Source organism: Tunturiibacter psychrotolerans (assembly GCF_051013365.1).
Taxonomy (GTDB): Bacteria; Acidobacteriota; Terriglobia; order Terriglobales; family Acidobacteriaceae; genus Edaphobacter; species Edaphobacter psychrotolerans_A.
Genome location: NZ_CP132941.1, coordinates 220272 through 240424, shown reverse-complemented (window position 1 = coordinate 240424; position 20153 = coordinate 220272). Strand labels below are relative to the sequence as shown.

At 58.2% G+C, this 20153-nt stretch carries 18 protein-coding genes; 12 read left to right on the top strand and 6 right to left on the bottom strand.

Annotation, left to right across the window (positions count from 1 at the left end):
* Window positions 1-155: 155 nt before the first annotated feature.
* The 3 genes from RBB76_RS01020 to RBB76_RS01010 form a co-directional block, all read right to left on the bottom strand.
* The gene (locus tag RBB76_RS01020) at window positions 156-1943 is read right to left on the bottom strand and encodes an amidase (protein WP_429633353.1); all 1788 of its coding nucleotides are present in this window, start codon (window positions 1941-1943) and stop codon (window positions 156-158) included.
* Between the two features lie 190 nt (window positions 1944-2133).
* Window positions 2134-2697, bottom strand: coding sequence for a hypothetical protein (locus tag RBB76_RS01015; RefSeq protein WP_429633355.1), 564 nt, complete (start codon window positions 2695-2697; stop codon window positions 2134-2136).
* Between the two features lie 105 nt (window positions 2698-2802).
* On the bottom strand, window positions 2803-4158 hold the full coding sequence (locus RBB76_RS01010) for a zinc dependent phospholipase C family protein (RefSeq protein WP_429633357.1): 1356 nt from the start codon (window positions 4156-4158) through the stop codon (window positions 2803-2805).
* Between the two features lie 110 nt (window positions 4159-4268).
* Between RBB76_RS01010 and RBB76_RS01005 the strand changes: the two genes are divergently transcribed.
* The 3 genes from RBB76_RS01005 (at window position 4269) to RBB76_RS00995 (ending at window position 6598) form a co-directional block, all read left to right on the top strand.
* The gene (locus tag RBB76_RS01005) at window positions 4269-5048 is read left to right on the top strand and encodes an alpha/beta fold hydrolase (protein ID WP_429633361.1); all 780 of its coding nucleotides are present in this window, start codon (window positions 4269-4271) and stop codon (window positions 5046-5048) included.
* A 152-nt stretch (window positions 5049-5200) separates the two neighbouring features.
* A complete protein-coding gene (locus RBB76_RS01000) occupies window positions 5201-5725 on the top strand; it encodes a TlpA family protein disulfide reductase (RefSeq protein WP_429633595.1) in 525 nt (174 codons plus the stop codon).
* A gap of 123 nt (window positions 5726-5848) precedes the next feature.
* Window positions 5849-6598 carry a cysteine hydrolase gene (locus RBB76_RS00995; protein WP_429633363.1) on the top strand — a complete coding sequence of 250 codons (750 nt, stop codon included), beginning with the start codon at window positions 5849-5851 and terminating at the stop codon, window positions 6596-6598.
* Window positions 6599-6647: 49 nt separating this feature from the next.
* On the opposite strand, the gene RBB76_RS00990 is transcribed toward RBB76_RS00995, so the two are convergent.
* Complete coding sequence (locus RBB76_RS00990) at window positions 6648-7118, bottom strand: SRPBCC family protein (RefSeq protein WP_429633365.1); 471 nt, start codon at window positions 7116-7118, stop codon at window positions 6648-6650.
* On the opposite strand from RBB76_RS00990, the gene RBB76_RS00985 reads away from it, so the two are divergent.
* Complete coding sequence (locus RBB76_RS00985) at window positions 7117-7494, top strand: ArsR/SmtB family transcription factor (RefSeq protein ID WP_429633367.1); 378 nt, start codon at window positions 7117-7119, stop codon at window positions 7492-7494. The two genes, RBB76_RS00990 and RBB76_RS00985, sit on opposite strands and share 2 nt — an antisense overlap.
* 3 nt (window positions 7495-7497) lie before the next feature.
* Here RBB76_RS00985 and RBB76_RS00980 read toward each other — a convergent pair whose 3' ends face one another.
* The gene (locus RBB76_RS00980) at window positions 7498-8109 is read right to left on the bottom strand and encodes a D-sedoheptulose 7-phosphate isomerase (protein WP_429633369.1); all 612 of its coding nucleotides are present in this window, start codon (window positions 8107-8109) and stop codon (window positions 7498-7500) included.
* 145 nt (window positions 8110-8254) lie between these two features.
* Between RBB76_RS00980 and RBB76_RS00975 the strand changes: the two genes are divergently transcribed.
* Window positions 8255-8530, top strand: a complete 276-nt coding sequence (locus RBB76_RS00975; protein WP_429633371.1) for a hypothetical protein — start codon at window positions 8255-8257, stop codon at window positions 8528-8530.
* 83 nt (window positions 8531-8613) lie between these two features.
* On the opposite strand, the gene RBB76_RS00970 is transcribed toward RBB76_RS00975, so the two are convergent.
* Window positions 8614-8973 (bottom strand): cupin domain-containing protein, encoded by a 360-nt coding sequence (locus RBB76_RS00970; protein ID WP_429633373.1) that lies wholly within the window; start codon window positions 8971-8973, stop codon window positions 8614-8616.
* A gap of 224 nt (window positions 8974-9197) precedes the next feature.
* Between RBB76_RS00970 and RBB76_RS00965 the strand changes: the two genes are divergently transcribed.
* From RBB76_RS00965 to mqnE, 7 genes are all read left to right on the top strand, one after another.
* Complete coding sequence (locus RBB76_RS00965; protein WP_429633376.1) at window positions 9198-10640, top strand: ammonium transporter; 1443 nt, start codon at window positions 9198-9200, stop codon at window positions 10638-10640.
* 41 nt (window positions 10641-10681) lie between these two features.
* Entirely contained in the window at window positions 10682-11020 is a 339-nt protein-coding gene (locus RBB76_RS00960; RefSeq protein WP_183811189.1) for a P-II family nitrogen regulator, read from the top strand.
* 187 nt (window positions 11021-11207) lie between these two features.
* Window positions 11208-13844 (top strand): [protein-PII] uridylyltransferase, encoded by a 2637-nt coding sequence (gene glnD, locus RBB76_RS00955; protein ID WP_429633378.1) that lies wholly within the window; start codon window positions 11208-11210, stop codon window positions 13842-13844.
* A gap of 56 nt (window positions 13845-13900) precedes the next feature.
* Window positions 13901-14518: an NADH-quinone oxidoreductase subunit B gene (locus RBB76_RS00950; protein ID WP_183981140.1), complete on the top strand. Its 618-nt coding sequence runs from the start codon at window positions 13901-13903 to the stop codon at window positions 14516-14518.
* A 223-nt stretch (window positions 14519-14741) separates the two neighbouring features.
* On the top strand, window positions 14742-16367 hold the full coding sequence (locus tag RBB76_RS00945) for an OmpA family protein (protein ID WP_429633380.1): 1626 nt from the start codon (window positions 14742-14744) through the stop codon (window positions 16365-16367).
* A gap of 115 nt (window positions 16368-16482) precedes the next feature.
* Window positions 16483-18510, top strand: coding sequence for a WD40/YVTN/BNR-like repeat-containing protein (locus RBB76_RS00940; RefSeq protein WP_429633382.1), 2028 nt, complete (start codon window positions 16483-16485; stop codon window positions 18508-18510).
* 38 nt (window positions 18511-18548) lie between these two features.
* On the top strand, window positions 18549-19700 hold the full coding sequence (mqnE, locus tag RBB76_RS00935) for an aminofutalosine synthase MqnE (protein ID WP_429633384.1): 1152 nt from the start codon (window positions 18549-18551) through the stop codon (window positions 19698-19700).
* The last annotated feature ends 453 nt before the right edge of the window (window positions 19701-20153 follow it).

The following is a 20153-nucleotide window of genomic DNA, read 5'->3' as shown; positions in this document are numbered from 1 at the left end:
AGACAGGGTATCGCAAATTTAGGGAAGCGGTTTTGAGGGTTGCGAAGACGAGGAGCTGCTTGGGGTTTGCCTTGCGCGGGCCGCGGTCACTTCGTGACTTGTATACCGGCTTCGCCCTGGGCCTCTCGATGGTCGGCGGGAGATCTCCATTTGCCTTAGAAGCCCGGTGGGTTTTCGTGGGCTACATTGAAGTGGCGTTCGAGGGCGAGGCCGGCGCTGGCGATGGTGCCTTCGTCGAAGAGGCGGCCGATGAGGGTTACTCCGTGTGGGACTCGGCGGGGTGGGTTGAATTTTGGAAGGGGTTTGGCGGGGTCGGGAGCCCAGTCGCTGCGGGCCTCGGAGACTTCGACGAAGCCGGCGCGGAGGGTGAGGGAAGGATGGCCGGTGAAGTTGGTGATGGTGAGGATCTCGTCGCGGAGGGAGGGGACGAGGAGGAGGTCGACTTCGGACATGATGCGGGCCATCTCGATGGCGACCATGCGGCGGAGGCGGTCGGCCTGGACGTAATCGACTGCGGAGAGGAAGCGGGATTGACGGAAGGTGTTGGGCCAGGCGTCGGGGACCTGGGCTTTGAGCTGGTCGAGCTGGTGGTTGAGGGTGATCTCTTCGAAGGCGGCGGCGGCTTCGGCGAAGAGGATGAGGTCGAGATTGTCGTAGGGCCAGTCGGGGAGAGTGACCGCGACGGGTGTCATGCCGAGGGTAGAGATCGCGGCGAGGGCGGCGCGGTCCACGTCGGTGGCGGGGGCTTCTTTCATCCACTGAGGGAAGTAGCCGACTTTTAGACTTTTTATTGGGGCTTGCGCGTCGAAGTCTAGTTTGCTGGGGACGCAGGCTACGTCGTGGCCGTCGGGGCCGGTGATTGTGTTGAGGACGAGCATGGTGTCTTCGACGCTGCGGGCCATGGGGCCGAGTTTGTCGAGGGACCAGCAGAGGGTCATGGCTCCGGTGCGCGGGACGCGGCCGTAGGTGGGACGAAGGCCGGTGACTCCGCAACGCATGGAGGGGGAGACGATGCTGCCTCCGGTTTCAGAGCCGATGGCGAAGGCTACCAGGCCTGCGGCGGTGGCGGCTCCGGGGCCTGCGCTTGAGCCGGAGGAGCCTTCTTCGAGGAGCCAGGGGTTCATGGTCTGGCCGCCGAACCAGACGTCGTTGAGGGCTAGTGCGCCGAGGGACAGCTTCGCGATGAGGACTGCGCCTGCGGCGTTGAGGCGTTCGGTGACGGTGGCGTCGGCGGTGGGGATGCGGTGTTGGAAGGGCTCGGCGCCGTAGGTGGTGGCGATGTTGGCGGTGTCGAGGAGGTCTTTTGCACCCCAGGGGATGCCATGGAGAGGGCCGCGATAGTGGCCGGCGGCGATCTCGGAGTCGGCGGCTTTGGCTTGGGCGAGAGCGTGGTCGCGGGTGAGGGTGATGATGCAGTTGATCTTCGGGTTTAACTGCTCGATGCGTTTCAGGTAGATGTTTGTGAGGCGTGTGCTGGTGAGTTGGCGGGATTCGATCCAGCGGGAGAGCTGGTGGACGGGAGCGAAGGCGATGGCTTCGTCTGTTGTAGGGAGTGGGGCTTCGGATTTGGTGCGGAGGAATTGGTTTTTTGGCGGGAGGGTGGGCTGGCCGGGGAGGATTGAGTTGATGAGGGAGTACGGTGCGGTGGTGTTGGGGATGGCGACTTTGCGTGGGCCGGTGCGGCGTTCGTAGAGGGGAGCCATGGCGGCGCGCCAGTTGCCTGCGGCCTGGGCGCGGTCCTTTTCTGTGAGAGGAAACTGGACAAGCTTTTCGGCTTCGGCAAAGGTCGCGGGAGAGACCTCGGGGCCGACGGAGGGTGAGGTGCCGAAGGCTGGTGGTGCGCCGGGAGTAGGGGGTGTGACGGGGGTTTGGGCGAGTGCGGAGGCGGAGGCGAGCAGAGTGAGGGTGCTTTGAGTCAGGAATTCCCGGCGTGATTTCGACATTGGTTCCTCTGGTGAGGAATTGTAACGGCAGAGTTGCGTGGAGATGTCATTGGTATCGCATGAGGAAATACGGGTCTCTCCACTGCGCGGCTCACGGTGAGACTGTGAGCCGCTTCGGTCGAGATGACGAATGTTTTAGCCGTAGAGATAAGGGACAAAGGACACGCGCCGCGATGGCGGATGCGATGCGCTAGTCTGGGACCTGCCAGCCTACGGGGCTTTGGGCGAGGGTGATGGTGTCGGTGGCCTGGCTGGTGGTGGCGCGGGCCATCGCTGGGAAGGCGGCCTGGACGTCGTGGCTGTCGGCCCAGACGGGGACTTCCTTCATCGTGTAGCTGTAGGTGACTTTTGTTTCTTTGAAGCCGTTGGTGACTTCGACGGGAGTGAAGCTGTTGATGCCGGTGACTTCGCGGTGGCCGTAGCAGAAGCGTGGAGCGTAGCGGGTTCCGGCGGGTGCGACGGTGTAGCGGCTGACGTGGATGCTGGTCTCGACGGACTTTTCGAGGAGGAGATTTTTTACGAGGGTGTCCATCTGCTTGGTTTTTTCGGCGTCACCAGTTTCGAAGGGGAAGCGCGTGTCGGTGAAGAGGCACTCGGGGTGGTCGAGGTAGTGGTTGTTGATGCCGATGGTGAAGTTGGCGGGAGTGGCGGCAGCTTTGCCAGTATCGTTGCAGCCTGTAAAGACGAGGGAGGCGAAGGTTAGAGCAGCGGCTGCGACGTTAGTAAGGGCTGGCTTGCTTTGAACGATTTTCATCGCTTCTCCTGTCAATCTAAGTACTTGGATGCAGTTGCGCGGGATGAGTGTTTGTATCTGTGGATGTTGCAGTTGTTTTTTTCCCTCGATCGCGAGACAGGAGCGCTATTCGGAGAGGACTTCGTCGGGGACGGGGTCGAGTTCTCCGATGGTCTTCATGGTGGCGAGGGTCTGGAGATTGGTCTGGACCTGCGCCCATTTTTCCGGGTTCTTTTTTGTCTCGATCGGGGATTGTGGGTCGGCGTAGTAGGCGACGAGATCGTGCTTGAGTTGGAAGGGGACGACGTTGGCGGGGTTTTTGGTGATGGTGGCGAGGAGTTTGGCGTAGGTCTCGTCGGTGAGTCGGTATGCGCCCGGCTTGACGACGTCGCCTGTGTCGAGATCGCGGTTGGCGATGTAGTGGTCGATGGTGTCGTAGTTAGTGAGGACCAGGCGCATGGCGCTGATCGAGTGGTTCACGCTCTTGATGTAGAGGTCTTCGGTCTGTTGGGTGGGGCCTTTGATGGCGAGGAGTTTGAGGGTGCCGACCTTGGGCAGGATGTAGATGAAGCCAGCGTAGAGGTGGCTGCGGACGCCGGGCTTTTTGCGGTAGGCCTCCCAGTTGTTGTCTGCGGAGGCCTGGCGGAGATCGGCAGCGAGTGTGTCCAGATCGGGGCTGGGGAGATCGGTGGGGAAGTCCTTTTTGTGGAGGATGGTCTCGGCGCGTGCGATGTTGGGGAGGAAGCGGCGGACGGCGTATCGATAGATGTGGATGGAGGTCTCTTTGCTGCCGATGATGTCGGGGAGGCGGAGGCCATAGGTTTCAAAGAAGGCTTTGCGCAGAAGTGGGGTAGGGACTTCGAGACCGACGAACTTGGTGTAGTCGGAGGGCGCGAAACGGAGCTTGCTGAGCTGGTTGATGTCGAAGGCAAACTCGGTTTGGACGTGGGCGTGCGGGTTTTCGGCGTAGTTGACCGAGGGGCCGTACTTTTTTTCGAGCTTGGGGAACTCGACGGGGACAGATTGGTTGACGGCGTATTTGTGCCCGAAGCTGTCGCCGATGTAGTGAGAGAGGGAGCCGATGGCGAAGGCTAGTTCGTCTGGCGTCTGCGCGTTGTGGAGAAGAGAGAGAACGAAGTCGCCGGAGCGGACGTAGTGGGTGAGTTCGGAGAAGAAGGCGTTGCCGAAGGGATAGTAGCCGAAGTCCTGAATGGCGCTGCCGCCGTAGGCGTAGGCGTGGGCCTCTTGAAGTTGCGCTTCGGTGAGGTTGGGGAATTTCTTGAGCAGGAGGGGGCGGATGGTCCGCTTCCAGGCAAGGTCGATGAGCTCCTGATGAGTCTGGACGGAGTACGGGACGGCGGGGATTGCGGTTAGCAACAGAGTTAGAAGGGCTATGGTTTTAAATAAGACGCTACGGGCGTGGGTGCGAATGATGTCTTCCCTTCTGGCTGCTGTCTTATCTGCACCTTTCACACTGTACATAGCTTGGATGGTGGAGGAAAGAGTCGGTTCCGTTTGGGCGTTAGAGATGCACCTACCTATTTTGCACAAGCATCAAACGTAACGCTGATGAAAATAAAAGAGGAGCCATCATGCAACGCCTTATCGGTAACCTGTCATTGAATGTGGAAGAACGGGGAGCGGGGGATATCTCCCTCGTCTTTCTGCACTATTGGGGAGGCACTCACCGAACCTGGAATAAAGTCATCTCTGGGCTTGAGAAGTCTTTTCACACCGTCGCCTACGATATGCGCGGCTGGGGCCAGTCGGACGCAGCGGAGAGCGGCTACTCGATCTCAGAGTTGGCGGATGATGCTGCTGCACTGATTCGAAAGCTGGAACTCAAGAAGTACTTTTTGATCGGGCATTCGATGGGTGGGAAGGTGGCCCAGCTTCTCGCGTCGCGACATCCAAAGGGCCTCGCTGGACTCGTACTTGTAGCGCCAGCTGCACCGACCCCTACCCGGTTTCCTGAGGAGGCGCTTGAGCAGCAGATTCACGCCTACGACAGTCGCGAGACGGTGCTTCAAACCATTGCGTTCCTGAGCGCTCGTACACCTGAGCCGGAGGTTGTGCAGCAGATTGTTGAAGACAGTCTGAGCGGCGTCCCGGAGGCGAAGCTAGCGTGGCCGACCTCGGCGATTCTGGAGGACATCTCGTCTGAAGTACCGAAGATCGCCGTCCCAACCCTTGTACTTGCCGGAGAGCAGGATCGCCTTGACTCGATCGAACAACACCGACGAGAAATCCTTGGAAGAATTCCTAACAGTCGCCTTGAGATTATTGCCGACAGTGGGCACCTGATCCCAATCGATGAGCCGGTCCAACTCGCTCACGCTATCGGGCAATTTGTAACGGAGTTGCAAGCTTGAACTTCGATGCCTTTTTGCGGTCAATTTCGAGAGAAAGCAAGCCTGGAGACGGGGCGAATGAACAGGAAACTGGCTGTTCGAGAACGCTTCCAGAAAAGCGCTGGAAGCTTGTTTCCAGTCGGCCGTCGAGGTGGATCCGGTACGCGTTGGGAGTGATCGCTTTCGCGGGGGTGAGCTGGGCGTGGTACTCCGTGACGGGGAGGTCGGGTGGGATCACTCCGATGGGGGAGCGGCGGGTGATGCCTGAGTTGGTGATGAGGCAGCTTGATGGCGGCGCGTGGCGAATGGCGGAGCATCGGGGTCAGGTTGTGCTGGTGAACTATTGGGCGAGCTGGTGCGGGCCTTGCTGGGAGGAGACGCCCGGGTTGATTCGGCTGTCGAAGGAGCTGGGACCGCAAGGGCTGGCAGTGGTAGGCGTGGCTGTGGATGAAGGTGGGACGGCGAAGGTGAAGAAGTTTGTGGAGGAGTTTCGTATGCCGTATCCGGTGGCGTTTCCGGAGCCGGGATCGCAGATGGCTTACGGGATGGCGGGTGTGCCTACGACCATTTTGGTAGACCGGATGGGTCGGGTGGCGAAGACTTATGTTGGAGTGGTGCGGCAGAGCGACTTCGAGAAGGACGTGCAGGAGTTATTGGGGGAAGGCGAGAGGAAGGTTGTCTCGTCGATTGGGCGATAGACGGCGATAGTTTTAACTGTCATATGACGCAAGAAGGCGTACTGTGGCATGACTGCCAGAAAAAAGTAAGTCGACCAGGTTGTACTTGAGTAAAAAGAGATCATAGATTTCTTCTTAGGGCCCATGCACAGATTCCCATCCGGTGGACGCCATGACACGATTCGATTCGTGGCTGGCAGTTCGGCGGACATCTCTCATGCAAAGAGGCGAACCAAGAATTTTGACAAGAATGACACCGCGGTAGTTTTTATCGATCCACAGAATGACGTCTTGAGTGAAACGGGACTTAGTTGGCCGCTGCTCCACGAAAGTCTGAAAGAGATCAACACGATTGAGAATATGGAACGTATCTTCAAGGCCGCGAAGGCCTATGGATACGAGGTTTTCATCTCTCCTCACTACTTTTACCCGACCGACAAGGGATGGAAGTTCAATGGCCCTCTCGAAACCGATGAGGTGGTTCATAACGAGTTTGGTCGCAAAGGGGTCTTGACCCTCGAGGGCTTCAAGGGATCGGGTGCAGACTGGCTGGAGCGGTTCAAGCCTTATATCGAGGATGGCAAAACCATTGTCGTTTCCCCGCATCGGGTGTGGGGGCCGGAGAGCAATGACCTTGTTCTACAGCTTCGCAAACGGAGAATCAGCAAGATCATTCTGGGCGGGATGCTGGCTAATATGTGCGTTGAATCTCATCTTAGGGAGTTGGTTGAGCAAGGCTTCGAGGTTGCTGTTGTGAAAGACGCTACGGCTGGGCCGAAGCACCCGGAGTGGGGATATGGGTACACGGCGGCGCTCATCAACTATGCGTTTATTGCACACGCGGTTCCCACGACGGACGAAGCGGTGAAGGCCATGGAGCGCGGTCCGCAGTAGTTCGGAGTGTGCGGAGCGGAAGATCTCTGAGATAGCTAACTGCTGAAGTTCAGTAGGCGCCTTTGCGGAGGTTGATGCCGTACTCGAGAAAGCCTTTCAGGGCACAACTCATCTGGGTCCATCCGTGGCAGTTGCCATAGGAGCCGTCGAGACCTTGCTGGGTTTCGCGCCAGCCGGATTCGGCGATGCGAACGAGGGTGTTTGCCGGACCCAGGGATTCGAAGGTCATCTCGACTGTGGTCTTGTAGTCGTCTGGCAGAGGCAGCTTGTCTTCGGTGGGTGGCTCGTAGGCGGGCCACTCGAAGATGATCTGTTGGTTGGGAGTGACTTTCTTTACAGTGACGGGGCAGTCGCCGGGATAGTCCGCGAAGCGCCATATGACGGTGGTGCCTTCGTCGAGTGCTGCGCTGGCGCCGCCGGTGGTGAAGTAGGAGCGGAGTTTGGTGGGGTTGTAGACGGCGTCGAAGACCTCGCCGATGGGCTTCTGGATTTTGGTCTGGACTTGGAATTTGAGTTGCATGGGTTGGTTCACCTCGTGGTGGATTGGCGATATTTATATGTTATGTTTTTATAACATGTCAAGAAAAGACTCTCAGAGCGCGGTTTTCAAGGCGCTGGCTGATGACCGGAGACGGGAGATTCTGGATCTGCTGAAAGATGGGCCGAAGACGACGGGGGAACTTTGTGCGCACTTCAAGCGGGTCGACCGGTGCACGGTGATGCAGCACCTTGGGGTGCTGGAGGGTGCGGATCTGGTGATCGTGAAGAGGAGTGGGCGTAACCGGTGGAACTATTTGAACGTGGTTCCGGTACAGGAGATCTATGACCGCTGGATCAGCCAGTATGCGCGGCCTTCGGTGGAGTTACTGACGCGGCTGAAGCGGGATCTGGAGTAGAGATTACTCGCTGAGGATTTGGGGTTTCTTGTCGAGGTCGTGGCCGAAGGTGAAGCGTTCGACGAGCATGCAGAAGATGTGTTCGAGCGCCAGGTGCGACTCCTGAATGTTTTGGGTGACGGCAGAGGGGACGACGATGGTGTAGTCGCAGAGGGGGCACATGAGACCGCCGTCGCTGCCGATGAAGCCGATGGTGGCGATGCCCCCCATCTTGGCCTGGCGGAGGGCTTTGACGATGTTCTTCGAGTTGCCGGAGGTGGAGATGGCGAGGAAGACGTCGCCGGGTTGGCCGATGGCTTCGATCTGGCGGGAGAAGAGATGGTCGAAGCCGTAGTCGTTGCCGGCGGCGGTGAGGATGGAGGTGTCGGTGGTGAGGGCGATGGCGCGGAGGGCGGCGCGGTTAACGGTGAGGCGGACGACGAACTCGGCGACGAGGTGCTGGGCGTCGGCCGCGGAGCCACCGTTGCCAGCGACGAGGAGCTTGTGTCCTGATTGCATGGCTTCGGCAGTGAGTTTGGCGATGGAGACGAGCGTGTGGGAGATGGTTTCGTCGGCGAGGACAGCTTGCAGGGTTGCGATGGATTGGGCGAGTTGCTTTTGGACCAGGTCCTTCATGAATGCTCCGATGCGCGTTGAAAGCTGATCAAGCGTACGGGATTGGTGGGAAGATGTCGAAGATGGAGTTCCACGCTGCCGCTGTACTGAAACTTTAAGCTCCTGTGACGTGCAACGGCGATACCATTTTTGTCAGGGGTGTGGGATGACGATCGAAGAGTTTATGGCGGCGGGAGCAGAGAGGTTTGATGGAGCACTTCTGGCGCTGTGGTGGGACGGCAAAGGGAGTTGGGAGAAGGCGCATGAGATTGCTCAGGATGTGTCTGGATCGGATGGTGCGTGGGTGCATGCTTATCTTCACCGCAAAGAGGGAGATGAGGGGAACGCGAGCTATTGGTATCGGCGGGCTGGGCGTACCGTGGCTCACGGTGATTTGAAGGCGGAGTGGGAGGCGATTGTGCGAGAGATGCTGGATCGTTGATCGGTCTCTGTTTCGCGGCTCACGATGAGTCCGTGAGCCGCTTCGCTTGAGGTCGCGATTTCAAATAACAAGTTTGCGGAGCGTTATCGCCGGAGGTAGCTGTCGTCTTTGTCGATCCAGTCCTGGCGTGGCGGGGCGAAGATGTCGAAGTCGATGGTGTCTTCGAGAGCGGTCGCGGAGTGGGGGAGGTTGCCGGGGATGACGAGGATCTCACCTGCTTTGACGGTGTGCGAGGTGCCGTCGTCGTAGTCGAAGCGGAGTGCGCCTTCTGTGATAAAGGTGATCTGCTCGTTCGGATGAGAGTGACGGGGAACGACGCAGCCTTTGGCCAGCACGACGCGCGCGAACATGGCGAGGCTGCCGGTGACGAACTGACGGGTGAGGAGTGGATTGAGTTGCTCGGGTTCTATTTCGCTCCAGCGGTGGAGGGTTGCGGTCGACATGGTGAGTGCCTTTCGAAAGAAGTGACTGGTGCGGATGAATTTCTTGCTTTGTGTTGCGCGCTGCCTTGTGTAGAGTAAAGCGAACCGGAGCGGTGCAGAGGTGCTTCGCTCCTTTTGATGTGTGAAGACTGAGTCGTAGGCTGCCAGCTTGGCGAATTGACGGCGTATCTCTTCTCTCCTGCTTTATTTTTGAAATGACTAACTTTGAAACGGGTGATTGAACCATGCGTCTTCCAGTGGCGAGGGTGTTTCTGTCTTTTCTGTTTGTGCTGATAGTTGGCGGATCAGTATTGGGTGGCGTGCGGGTGATGGCGCAGCAGACGGCTCCTGCTGCGACGTTGAGCCAGGCGGACAGGATTGCGGCGCTCGAGAAGCAGAATGCAGATAATGCCGCGTTGATTGCGGCGGCGCAGACGGCGGGCGATAACGGGTGGATGCTGGTTTCTGCGGCGCTGGTGTTGATGATGAGCGGGCCTGGGCTGGCGCTGTTCTACGGCGGGTTGGTGCGGAAGAAAAATATTCTGGGCACGATGATGCAGACCTTTGCCATGATGGCGGTGATCACGGTGCTGTGGGCGCTGGTGACGTATTCGCTGGCGTTTGGCGAGGGGAATGCGTTTATCGGCGGGCTGCACAATGTGTTTTTGCGGGGAGTGGGGCTGGCGCCGGATGTGAAGTATGCGGCGACGATCCCGCTGCAGACGTTCATGGTGTATCAGCTGATGTTTGCGATTATCACGCCGGCGCTGATTACGGGTGCGTTTGCGGAGCGGATGAAGTTTTCGGCGATGCTATTGTTCATGGTGCTTTGGGCGTTGATTGTGTATAGCCCCATGGCGCATATGGTTTGGGGTAAGGGCGGGTTGCTGAATGCTTCGCTGGGTGGGCGGTTTCCTTGTTTGGACTTTGCGGGTGGGACTGTGGTGCATGTGACGTCAGGGGTTTCGGCACTGGTGACGGCGCTTTATCTGGGTAAGAGGCTGGGATATCCGAAGGTGCCGATGCCGCCGCACTCGGTGGTGCTGAGTTTTATCGGGGCGTGTTTGTTGTGGGTGGGCTGGTTTGGGTTCAACGCGGGTTCTGCGCTGAGCTCTGGGACGCTGGCGACGTCGGCGTTTGTGGCGACGCACTTTGGCGCGGCTGCTGCGGCGATCGGCTGGAGCGTGGCGGAGTGGATGCGGCAGGGCAAGCCTTCGGCGTTGGGTGCGATCTCAGGCGCAGTGGCGGGGCTGGTGGCGATTACTCCTGCTTCGGGATTTGTTACGCCGATGTCGGCGCTTTGGATTGGGCTGATTGCCGGGGTGTTTTGTTACTTCATGGTTGTGAAGGTGAAGGCTGCGTTTGGGTATGACGATTCGCTGGATGCGTTTGGTGTGCATGGTGCGGGCGGGACAATTGGAGCACTCTTGACTGGGGTGTTTGCGAACAGCGTCATTAATCCGATCTTTGGGGCAGGGAAGGCGACTGGGCTGCTTGAGGGGAATGGCCACCAGTTGCTGAACCAGTTGGTTGGCGTGGTGATTGCGTGGAGTCTCTCGATTGTGGGAACGCTGGTGATTCTGTTCATCGTCGATAAACTGATCGGGCTTAGAGTGAGCGAGGAAGATGAGCGCGAGGGACTGGATCTTTCGCAGCACGGCGAAGAAGGATACGATTGGGCGCACTAAATTTGGACGGTAGAACGACGGGTTGAGAGGAAGATACAGATATGCAGAAGATTGAAGCGGTGATTCAGCCGTCGAAGCTGGACGCGGTGAAAGATGCGTTGGTGGAGATTGGCGTTGAAGGGATGACGATCACCGAGGCTCGGGGACACGGGCGGCAGAAGGGTCATACGGAGTTTTACCGTGGGCGGGAGTACTCGGTTGATCTGCTGCCGAAGGTGAAGCTCGAGGTGGTGGTCGCGGACGAGATGTTGGATAAGGCGATTCTGGCGATTACGGGCGCGGCGAGGACTGGGACGATCGGGGATGGGAAGATCTTTATCTCGAAGATCGATGAGGCTATTCGGATTCGTAACGATGAGCGTGGCGAGATTGCGCTTTAGGGTGAAGATGTGTCCTGCCGGACGGGCCCGCTACGCGCGGTGCGGTCACTTCGTGACTTGTGTATCCCTTCGGTTGGCGCTCCCGTTGGTCGCGATGGAAGGTCTTGCCGCCGACCGTCGGGAGGCCCGGGGCGATGTCCTGAAGTGATCTGGCTGTATGCTTAAGGTTCTTTCGAGCAAAATGGCCATGCAGGAGACCGAATCCACAGGACGCGCGGCGTACCAGCGGAAGATGCTGGAGGTTCGTGGTGCGTTTGAAGCGGGGGGCGCTTCGGGGGGGGTGACTGTTGCGGCTCGGGCCGCGGCTTTGGATGAGTTGGTGCGCGGACTGTGGGCGCAGGCGGTCGAACGGGATTCGCGGCTTGGTAGTGGGATTGCGCTGGTCGCGATCGGTGGATACGGACGACGGGAGTCATTTCCTTATTCGGATGTCGATCTGCTCTTTCTGCTGAGCGAGAAGGTGGCGGAGAAAGATGTCAAGGACGCGCTGCGGCGCGTGAACCAGGAGATGTGGGATTGTGGGATTCGCGTCTCGCCGGCGACACGGAGAGTGTCGGAGTGCGAAAAGTTCGATCCCGAGAATGCTGAGTTTGCGTTGTCGTTGATGGATCATCGCTGGGTGACGGGGGATGCGGCGCTGTACGACAAGTTGTCGGAGCAATGTGTGCCGAAGCTGTTGCAGCGGGAGCATAAGGTGATGATGGTTCGGCTGTTGGAGCTGACGCGGTCGCGTTATGCGAAGTACGGAGATACGCTGTTTCACCTGGAGCCGAATATCAAGGATTGTCCAGGTGGGCTGCGGGATGTGCATGTTTGCGGATGGATGACGAAGCTGCGCGGGGTTGCGGCCTTGGCGCAGAAGAAGGGCTCTCCTGTGGCGGATGGAGCACCGCTTGTGGATGAGGGGGAGTTTCGCAAGGCGGTGGATTTTCTTTGGCTGGTGCGGTGTTTTCTGCACTATCGGCATGAGCGGGATGACAACACGCTGGACTGGCAGGCGCAGGACGCCGCAGCGGAGACGATGGTCGGGATGACGGGTCGCAAACCGAAGAAGGCGGACGCGGCTTATTGGATGCGGCTCTACTTTCGGCATGCGCGAAGCGTGGAGCGGCGGGTGGGGCAGATGCTGGAAGAGTTGCCGACTTCTTCTTCCTCCAGGCTGCTTGGATCGAAGCGCGACCGGAAGGTGGAGGTCGAGCAACGCGGGTTTCGCCTTGAACGCGGGCGAGTATTGCTAGAGACTGCGGGCGAGTTTGGTCATGATCCGGCCGAGGATCCGGATGTGGTGCTGCTGGTGTTTGCAGCGATGGCGCGGACGGGCGTGACGTTGGGGAGAGATGCTGAGGAGCGTCTGTCGCAGGGGCTGCCGTTGTTGTCGGCACATCTGGAGGAAGGGCCTGCACTGTGGCATCACCTGCAGGGGATTTTGAAGGGTGCTTATGCAGGGGATGCGCTGCGGTCGATGCATGCGCTGGGCGTACTGGAGCTGCTGATTCCGGAGTTTCATGGCATCGATGCTCTGGTGATTCGGGACGCTTATCACCGTTATACGGTCGATGAACATACGTTCGTGCTGATCGATACTTTGCATGGTCTGGAGAGCGCGCAAACGGGTGGGATGGCGGAGTGGGCGACGCGTTTTGGCGGCGTGCTGCGAGAACTGCCGCATCCGGAGTTGCTGTATCTGGCGGCGCTGTTGCATGACACCGGAAAGGGGCGGAGCTCGGGCGATCATACGCGGGAGAGTGCGCGGATGGCCGAGAGTGTTCTGGAGCGGCTGGAGTTGGATACGTATGAGAGCGGGCTGGTGGTGAATCTGATTGCGAATCACCTGGAGATGTCGGCTGCGCTGCGCAGAGATATCTTCGACGAAGAGACGGTGAGCGCATTCGCGGGAAAGATGCAGACGCCCGAGGCTCTGCGGATGCTGACGTTGTTTACGTATGCGGATATCAATGCGGTGCATCCCGATGCGTTGACGCCGTGGAAGGCGGAGAATCTTTGGCGGCTCTATATTGCGACGGCAAACTATCTGGACCGCAGCGTGGATGATGAGCGGTTGGGAGCGCAGGAGGAGCGCGAGCTGGTGCATCGCGTGGTGGCGCTGCTGCCGGGGCAGAAGGCGGCGGTGCTGGAGTATCTGGAGGGGTTTCCGGAGCGCTATGTGCTGACGCGAACTCCGGAGCAGGTGCGAACGCACTTCAAGATGGCGATGGGATTTGCGGGCGATCCGGTGCAGCTGGATTTTCGTTATGCGCCTGTTGTAAGTGAACTGACGCTGGTGACTCGGGACAGGCCGCAACTGTTTGCGACGATGGCTGGGGTGCTGGCGGCGTGGGGGATGAACATCGTTACTGCGGATGCGTTTTCGAATCGGCAGGGTGTGGTGGTGGACACGTTCCGGTTCACGGACAGCTTTCGGACGTTGGAGATGAACGCTTCAGAACATGAGACGTTTGTGAAGAGCGTGCATGATGTGATGACCGGTGCGGTGTCGGTGGAGAAGCTGCTGAGCGGAAGACGGCGAGGGAGGCGCAAAGCGCCGCTGGTGGTGGTGGAGACGCGGGTGGAGTTCGACGACGAGGCTTCGTCGCACAGTACGCTGATGGAGGTAGTGGCGCAGGATACGACGGGGTTGCTGCGTGCTTTGAGCCTGACGCTGGCGGCGCAGGGCTGCAATATCGAGGTGGCTCTGGTTGACACGGAAGGGGAGACGGCCATCGACGTCTTTTACCTGACGCGAAATGGCGCGAAATTGGAGAAAGGCGAGGAGAACCAGCTGCTCGAGGCCATGCTGCGGGCGATCGAGGAGAATGCGCGTTAGGCGGCCTGAGGTGAAATAAGCTGCGCGGACTGCAGTGAGAGTTTTATATTAGAGACATGAGCACACCAAGCAGCGAGAACACGAGCAACGGCCGTCCGACAGGAACTCCGCAGAGGAACGATCGCTACATCTTTGGGACCCTCGACAGTTCCGCAAAAAACCATGAAAAGGTGACCGAGGTGAGCTGGGGGGAGCAGCAACCGGAGGGCGTAGTGCTGGCTTCGGTGGACGCTGCGATCAACTGGGTGCGAAAGAACTCGATCTGGCCGATGACTTTTGGCCTGGCGTGCTGCGCAATCGAGATGATGTCGATGGGTGGGTCGCGGTACGACATTGCGAGGTTCGGGGCGGAGGTCTTTCGTCCGTCGCCTCGGCAGAGCGATCTGATGATCATTGCTGGGCGCGTCTCGCAGAAGATGGCGCCTGTGATTCGGCGGCTGTATGAGCAGATGCCGGAGCCGAAGTGGGTGATTTCGATGGGTGCGTGCGCGACCTCGGGCGGCGTTTTTAACAACTACGCCCTGCTTCAGGGTGTCAATCAGGTAATTCCGGTCGATGTGTACGTTCCCGGGTGCCCGCCTCGCCCGGAGCAGTTGCTGTACGCCATCACGCTTTTGCAGGAAAAGATCCAGCAAGAGCGCGGCACAATACGAAAAACCCTGAATTTGAGTTAATGCACCAAGAAAAGTGCGGTTTACTGGATGGGTTCCCCCCGCCCAGCGTAGGAACGTTTTGCCTTTCTCGCTGGTAACCTATTGAAAATAGTGTCATCGAGGAGTATTTTTTTTCCGGAAGCATTAGCAACTGAAGTATGCTGTAAGGAATCGAACCAACAAAACGATCCCTGTAGATGACGTGAAGGCTCGTAAACGTAAGACTTTGAGTGGAGGAACTCGTATGGTTTATCGCCCGTTTCGTAACACACGCCGGTTTGTACTGGCTGCATGTGCAGTCGGACTTGGAGCTGCCAGCCTCAGCGCGCAGACTGCCGGTCCAGCCGCCCCGGTGGGGCCGAACCCTTCACGCATTGATGTATTTCTTGGCTATTCGTACTTCGGCGCTCACGGCGCGGTAAAGCCGCAAGACATCAATTATTCGTCAATCGACTTAGGTGCGATTGGCAGCGGCGCGTACTACTTCAACAAGTGGGTTGGCGGCGAGATCATGTTTGCGGCCCATCCGGACGGCAATAACGACGGGTTGTACGCAGCATCCGCGGGTCCGATCTTCCGCGCTCCGATGCAGAACTTCACGCTGTTTGCGCATGCCCACGCGGGCGGCGCTCGGCTGGGCGGCCCCAACTCTGAGGTAGGTGGATATCACAATCCCTACCAGTGGGGACCAACCCTGACGGTCGGCGGCGGTATGGACTACGATCTGCCCTTCTTCGATAACAAGTTTTCTCTGCGGTTGTTCCAGGCAGACTATCGCTACGTGCATGCAGACTACGGTCCGCCGGTATTTCCTCCGACGGGTGGAGCGATTGGTGGACGCACGAACCTGGGTGGAGCTGAGTTGAGCACAGGAATTGTGGCTCACTTCGGTCATATCATTCCTCCTCCGCCGGTGACCTACTCCTGCGCGGTCTCGCCTGCTACCGTTTACCCTGGCGATCCGATCACGGTTACAGGAACGCCTTTGAACCTGAACCCGAAGAAGACGGCGACCTACTCCTGGACAGCTGATGGCGGCACGATCTCGGGAACCTCGACGACAGCCAACATCGACACGAAGTCTGCGACTCCCGGCACCTATACGGTGAAGGGCCACGTCTCGGAAGGTGCAAAGCCTGGCGAGATGGCGGACTGCTCGGCCAGCTACACCGTGAAGCAGTTCGATCCCCCGACGGTAAGCTGCTCGGCGAACCCCTCCACGGTTGCTCCTGGAGATTCTTCGACCATTACAGCAACCGGTATGAGCCCGCAGAATCGTCCTCTGACCTACAGCTACAGCTCGACGGCTGGATCGGTCACTGGAAACACTTCAACCGCCACGTTGACCACGACAGGTGCAGCACCTGGCACGATTACGGTGACTGCGAACGTGGTTGATGACAAGGGTCAGAGTGCCTCGTGCACGACGACGGTTACGGTGAATGCACCGCCGCCGCCGCCAGCGCCGACGACCAGCCAACTCTGCTCGATCAACTTCGATCGCGACAAGAAGCGGCCAGCTCGTGTTGATAACGAAGCCAAGGCCTGCCTGGACGATATCGCTCTCAACCTGCAGCGCACCTCTGATGCGAAGCTGGCTGTGGTTGGCGACAAAGACAGCGCAGAGAAGAAGGGCGATCACCTCGCTGCTGAGCGTGCCGTCAATGCCAAGGCATACCTGGTTACGGAGAAGGGCATCGATGCCAGCCGTATCTCGGTCTACACCGGTACTGACAACGGCAAGACTGTGACGACGACGTTGATCCCAGCCGGCGCAACCCTGAGCAACACTGGCCTCACCCCCGTGGATGAAAGTGCAGTAACCGCCAAGCCACGGACGGCGCCAGCCACTCACCACAAGAAGAAGTAATAACAATCACAGTAGTTCAGCACAAAGGCTGACTGGGAACCTTCCCAGTCAGCCTTTGTGTTATGGACAAGCTTGCGCGTAAGTTCGATAATCCGTACAGAATAGGAACCCTCCCTTGAACAGATCTCTTCGCTTTTCCGTCAGACTCGTCACTTTTGTGGTTTTTCTCTTTTGCCTTCAGTTACATGCGGCAAGCTGGCTGCCGTACGGTCCGGACGGAGGGGACGCGCGGGCTTTCGCGGTCGATCCTCACGATCGCACTCATCTCTATTTGGGCACGGCAACGGGCTGGATGTACGAGTCGAAGAACGGCGGTGCGGACTGGAAGCGGCTGGCATGGATCGGCAAGCGGGATGACCTGGTGCTGGATTCGATTGTGGTCAGCGGCGCTGATTCGAAACGAATCGTGGTGGGCGCCTGGGTGCTGGGCAGTCCTGATGGCGGAATCTTTCTGAGCAAAGACGGTGGAGTGACGTGGGAGGCCGTCGGCGATATGCAGGGTCAGTCCATTCGCGCGCTTACCCCTTCTCCTTCCGATCCGAAGCTTCTGGTGGCCGGTACCCTGAAGGGCGTTTACCAATCCAACGACGGCGGAGAGCGCTGGAAGCTGATTAGTCCTGCAGGAAGCCAGGAGCTGCACGAGGTCGAATCGATCGCGATCGATCCGGTCGATCCGCAGATTATCTATGCTGGCACATGGCATCTGCCCTGGAAGACCGTCGATGGCGGGCAGCACTGGGCCAATATCAAACAGGGCGTCATCGATGACTCGGATGTGTTTTCGATCATCGTGGACCCGAAAGATCCGAAGATCGTTTATGCCAGTGCGTGCTCAGGAATCTATAAGAGCCAGACCGCTGGGCAGGTTTTCCAGAAGATCCAGGGAATTCCCTCTACAGCTCGCCGAACCCGGGTGTTGATGCAGGATCCGACGAATCGGAACATCGTGTTTGCGGGAACCACTGAAGGTCTGTGGCGAACGGTAGACTCTGGAACCACATGGCAGCGAACCACGGGTCCGGAGGTGATTATCAATGATGTGTACGTTGACCCGACTAATTCGAACCGGGTGATGCTCGCAACGGACCGGGGCGGGGTATTGGCCAGCAATGACGGAGGAAATTCATTTGTTCAGTCGAACGCTGGATTTTCGGCGCGGCAGATCACCTCTTACCTTGCCGATGCTTCCAACCCTGCGACGATCTACGTGGGTGTGGTGAACGATAAGGCCCTCGGTGGAGTATTCGCCAGCACGAACGGCGGCTTGAATTGGTCGCAGATGAGTTCGGGACTGAATGGGCACGACGTTTTCAGCCTGGTCCAGGGGCCGGATAACAATTTGCTGGCTGGCACGCGGCACGGAATCTATCGGCTCCAAGGAGCTGTGTGGAGTCGCGTGGACAACGTAACCTTCAATCCGCCACCTGCGCCGCCGGCCAAAGCCGGAAGGAAAACGTCGGGGCGGACCACTGCTACGACGGCCGCGCACAAAGCACCAGAGAGCTCGACGCATAAGACTACTGCGCAACCGGCTCATGCCTTCGAAGCGGCGGTTAACGCATTTGCTCGAGGAGGAGATACGCTCTATGCCGCGACCTCCACGGGTCTCTTCGAGAGTGTTACTTCGGGTCAAAGCTGGAAGGAAGTTCCGGGCTTTGAGCCGAAGAGCTGGAATTTTGTGGCTGCCCGAAATTCGACTGTTCTGGCATCGAGCCTTAACTCTGCGGTGCTTTCTTTAGACGGCGGTCAGCAATGGACAGCCATCAAGCTTCCGGAGACGCTCGATCAGATTTCAGCCATGGCTGTGGACGATGCAGGCGGGCTGTGGGTTGGAGGGCGGCAGGGAATCTTTGTCTCCGATGACAAGGGAGCTTCGTGGCAAACGGTCAAGGACCTGTTTCTTCGCGATGTGAACAGCATCTTTTATGATGTTGCGTCGCAGCGTGTCCTGATTGCCGCGGGAAGCAAGAATACGATCGCATTCGCGGTTCACCTGCCTGATCGGAAGATTCAGTACTGGAATACTGGCTGGAATCTCAGAATGGTTCGTTCGATTGGTGACCACCTTGTTGGAACGACCTGGTTTGATGGTGTGGTGATACAGCCGCGCATGGTTGATTCAAAGGAAATGGCGAGTCACTAAGGTGTGCTGCAACAGCCGATAAAGAATAGAATCGAAGAATGAGTTCTTCCTTATCCGCTCTCGAGACGCGACACTCCTTTCAGACAGACGATGCTGCACTTTTGCCGATAGCGGCAAAGGTGCAGCAGGGTGAGCGCCTCAGCTTTGATGATGGGGTGACGTTGTATCGAAGTGGCGATATTCTCGCCGTGGGTTGGTTGGCGAACCTGGTGCGGGAGCGGATGCATGGGGACATTGCTTACTTCAATGTGAACCGGCATATCAATCCAACGAATGTTTGTATGGCCTCGTGCCGTCTGTGCGCGTTTGGACGTAAGAAGGGCGAGGCGGGCACTTATACCATGGCTCTGGAAGAGGCCTGGGAGACTGCTGCTACGGGGCTCACGGAGGCCGTGACGGAGTTTCACATCGTTGGGGGGCTGCATCCGGATCTTCCATTCGAATACTTCATGGATCTGGTCCGCGGGCTGAAGGTTCGGTTTCCGAAGGTGCACATCAAGGCGTTCACCATGGTCGAGGTGGCGTTTCTAGCCAAGCGCGGCAAGATGACCATCCCCGAGACGCTGGAGCGGATGAAGGCCGCGGGCGTGGATTCGATGCCGGGCGGTGGCGCTGAAATCTTCGCGGATCGGGTGCGGCATATCATTTGCGACCACAAGATCGATGGCAGCGAGTGGCTGGACACCGCTCGAATGGCGCACCAGATCGGCTTGCGATCGAATGCGACCATGTTGTACGGGCACGTGGAGAACGAAGAAGACCGCGTGGACCATCTGCTGAAGCTGCGGGCGGTGCAGGATGAGACGGGGGGATTTCAGACATTCATTCCGCTGTCATTCCATCCGGATAACACGGCCTTAGCTCATATCCCCAAGACGACGGGGATGCTGGATCTTCGTCAGATCGCTGTCGGTCGGCTGATGCTGGACAATTTCGCCCATATAAAGAGCTATTGGCAGATGGTTTCGCCGAAGATGGCGCAGATCTCGCTGCGATTTGGGGCGGACGATATCGATGGCACCGTGATTGAGGAGAAGATTTATCACGATGCTGGAGCGACTACTCCGCAAGGGATGCGGCGGGCAGATCTTGTTCGGTTGATCACTGAAGCGGGGCGCACGCCGTTTGAGCGAGACACCATGTACCGGGCTGTGACCCGCAGCGAAGACAGCTTTACCGTTGCCGTGTGAGATGAGTAGGTAAGCAGAACTCTAGCCTCTTCCCTGAGAAGAGGCTTTTCTTTGCGTGATTGCTTCTGACTTGTACTGGACTCTGCATTGAGCGAGAGAGTCGAGTTGCACAATGCTTGATGAGCCAAGCTTGCCTGATTTGTAACTTCTGGCACTCCAATTGCCCTCCGCTTTGTAGCCATCTCAGCGGGCATACCTTCTATCGCGAAAAACTTTAGACACCTCGCTAAAGATTGCAGACCCAAAGTGGAAAAGATTTTCATTTTGGGACAATCTTTTGGGCGTTGACCCAGGCGAGTTTTGTGCATTTCCGACCTCAGAACGTCGGAAAACCCAGAAAATAAGGAATTTTTCCTGCTTTTCGCAATTGGTTCGCGACTTGCAATAACCCAGAGTGAGGTAAGCAAATCGCAATGAGTTGCCGGTGTAAGCAGACCAAAACGGGAATGGATG

What these genes read in the sequence shown, in the direction of transcription:
- RBB76_RS00975 (WP_429633371.1), top strand. Translation starts at nt 8,255, where the DNA reads ATGACGATCGAAGAGTTTATGGCGGCGGGAGCAGAGAGGTTTGATGGA.
- RBB76_RS00980 (WP_429633369.1), bottom strand. Translation starts at nt 8,109, where the DNA reads ATGAAGGACCTGGTCCAAAAGCAACTCGCCCAATCCATCGCAACCCTG.
- RBB76_RS00945 (WP_429633380.1), top strand. Translation starts at nt 14,742, where the DNA reads ATGGTTTATCGCCCGTTTCGTAACACACGCCGGTTTGTACTGGCTGCA.
- mqnE (WP_429633384.1), top strand. Translation starts at nt 18,549, where the DNA reads ATGAGTTCTTCCTTATCCGCTCTCGAGACGCGACACTCCTTTCAGACA.
- RBB76_RS01010 (WP_429633357.1), bottom strand. Translation starts at nt 4,158, where the DNA reads ATGTACAGTGTGAAAGGTGCAGATAAGACAGCAGCCAGAAGGGAAGAC.
- RBB76_RS01005 (WP_429633361.1), top strand. Translation starts at nt 4,269, where the DNA reads ATGCAACGCCTTATCGGTAACCTGTCATTGAATGTGGAAGAACGGGGA.
- RBB76_RS00950 (WP_183981140.1), top strand. Translation starts at nt 13,901, where the DNA reads ATGAGCACACCAAGCAGCGAGAACACGAGCAACGGCCGTCCGACAGGA.
- RBB76_RS00985 (WP_429633367.1), top strand. Translation starts at nt 7,117, where the DNA reads ATGGGTTGGTTCACCTCGTGGTGGATTGGCGATATTTATATGTTATGT.
- RBB76_RS00970 (WP_429633373.1), bottom strand. Translation starts at nt 8,973, where the DNA reads ATGTCGACCGCAACCCTCCACCGCTGGAGCGAAATAGAACCCGAGCAA.
- RBB76_RS00990 (WP_429633365.1), bottom strand. Translation starts at nt 7,118, where the DNA reads ATGCAACTCAAATTCCAAGTCCAGACCAAAATCCAGAAGCCCATCGGC.
- RBB76_RS01015 (WP_429633355.1), bottom strand. Translation starts at nt 2,697, where the DNA reads ATGAAAATCGTTCAAAGCAAGCCAGCCCTTACTAACGTCGCAGCCGCT.
- glnD (WP_429633378.1), top strand. Translation starts at nt 11,208, where the DNA reads ATGCAGGAGACCGAATCCACAGGACGCGCGGCGTACCAGCGGAAGATG.
- RBB76_RS01020 (WP_429633353.1), bottom strand. Translation starts at nt 1,943, where the DNA reads ATGTCGAAATCACGCCGGGAATTCCTGACTCAAAGCACCCTCACTCTG.
- RBB76_RS00995 (WP_429633363.1), top strand. Translation starts at nt 5,849, where the DNA reads ATGCACAGATTCCCATCCGGTGGACGCCATGACACGATTCGATTCGTG.
- RBB76_RS00960 (WP_183811189.1), top strand. Translation starts at nt 10,682, where the DNA reads ATGCAGAAGATTGAAGCGGTGATTCAGCCGTCGAAGCTGGACGCGGTG.
- RBB76_RS00965 (WP_429633376.1), top strand. Translation starts at nt 9,198, where the DNA reads ATGCGTCTTCCAGTGGCGAGGGTGTTTCTGTCTTTTCTGTTTGTGCTG.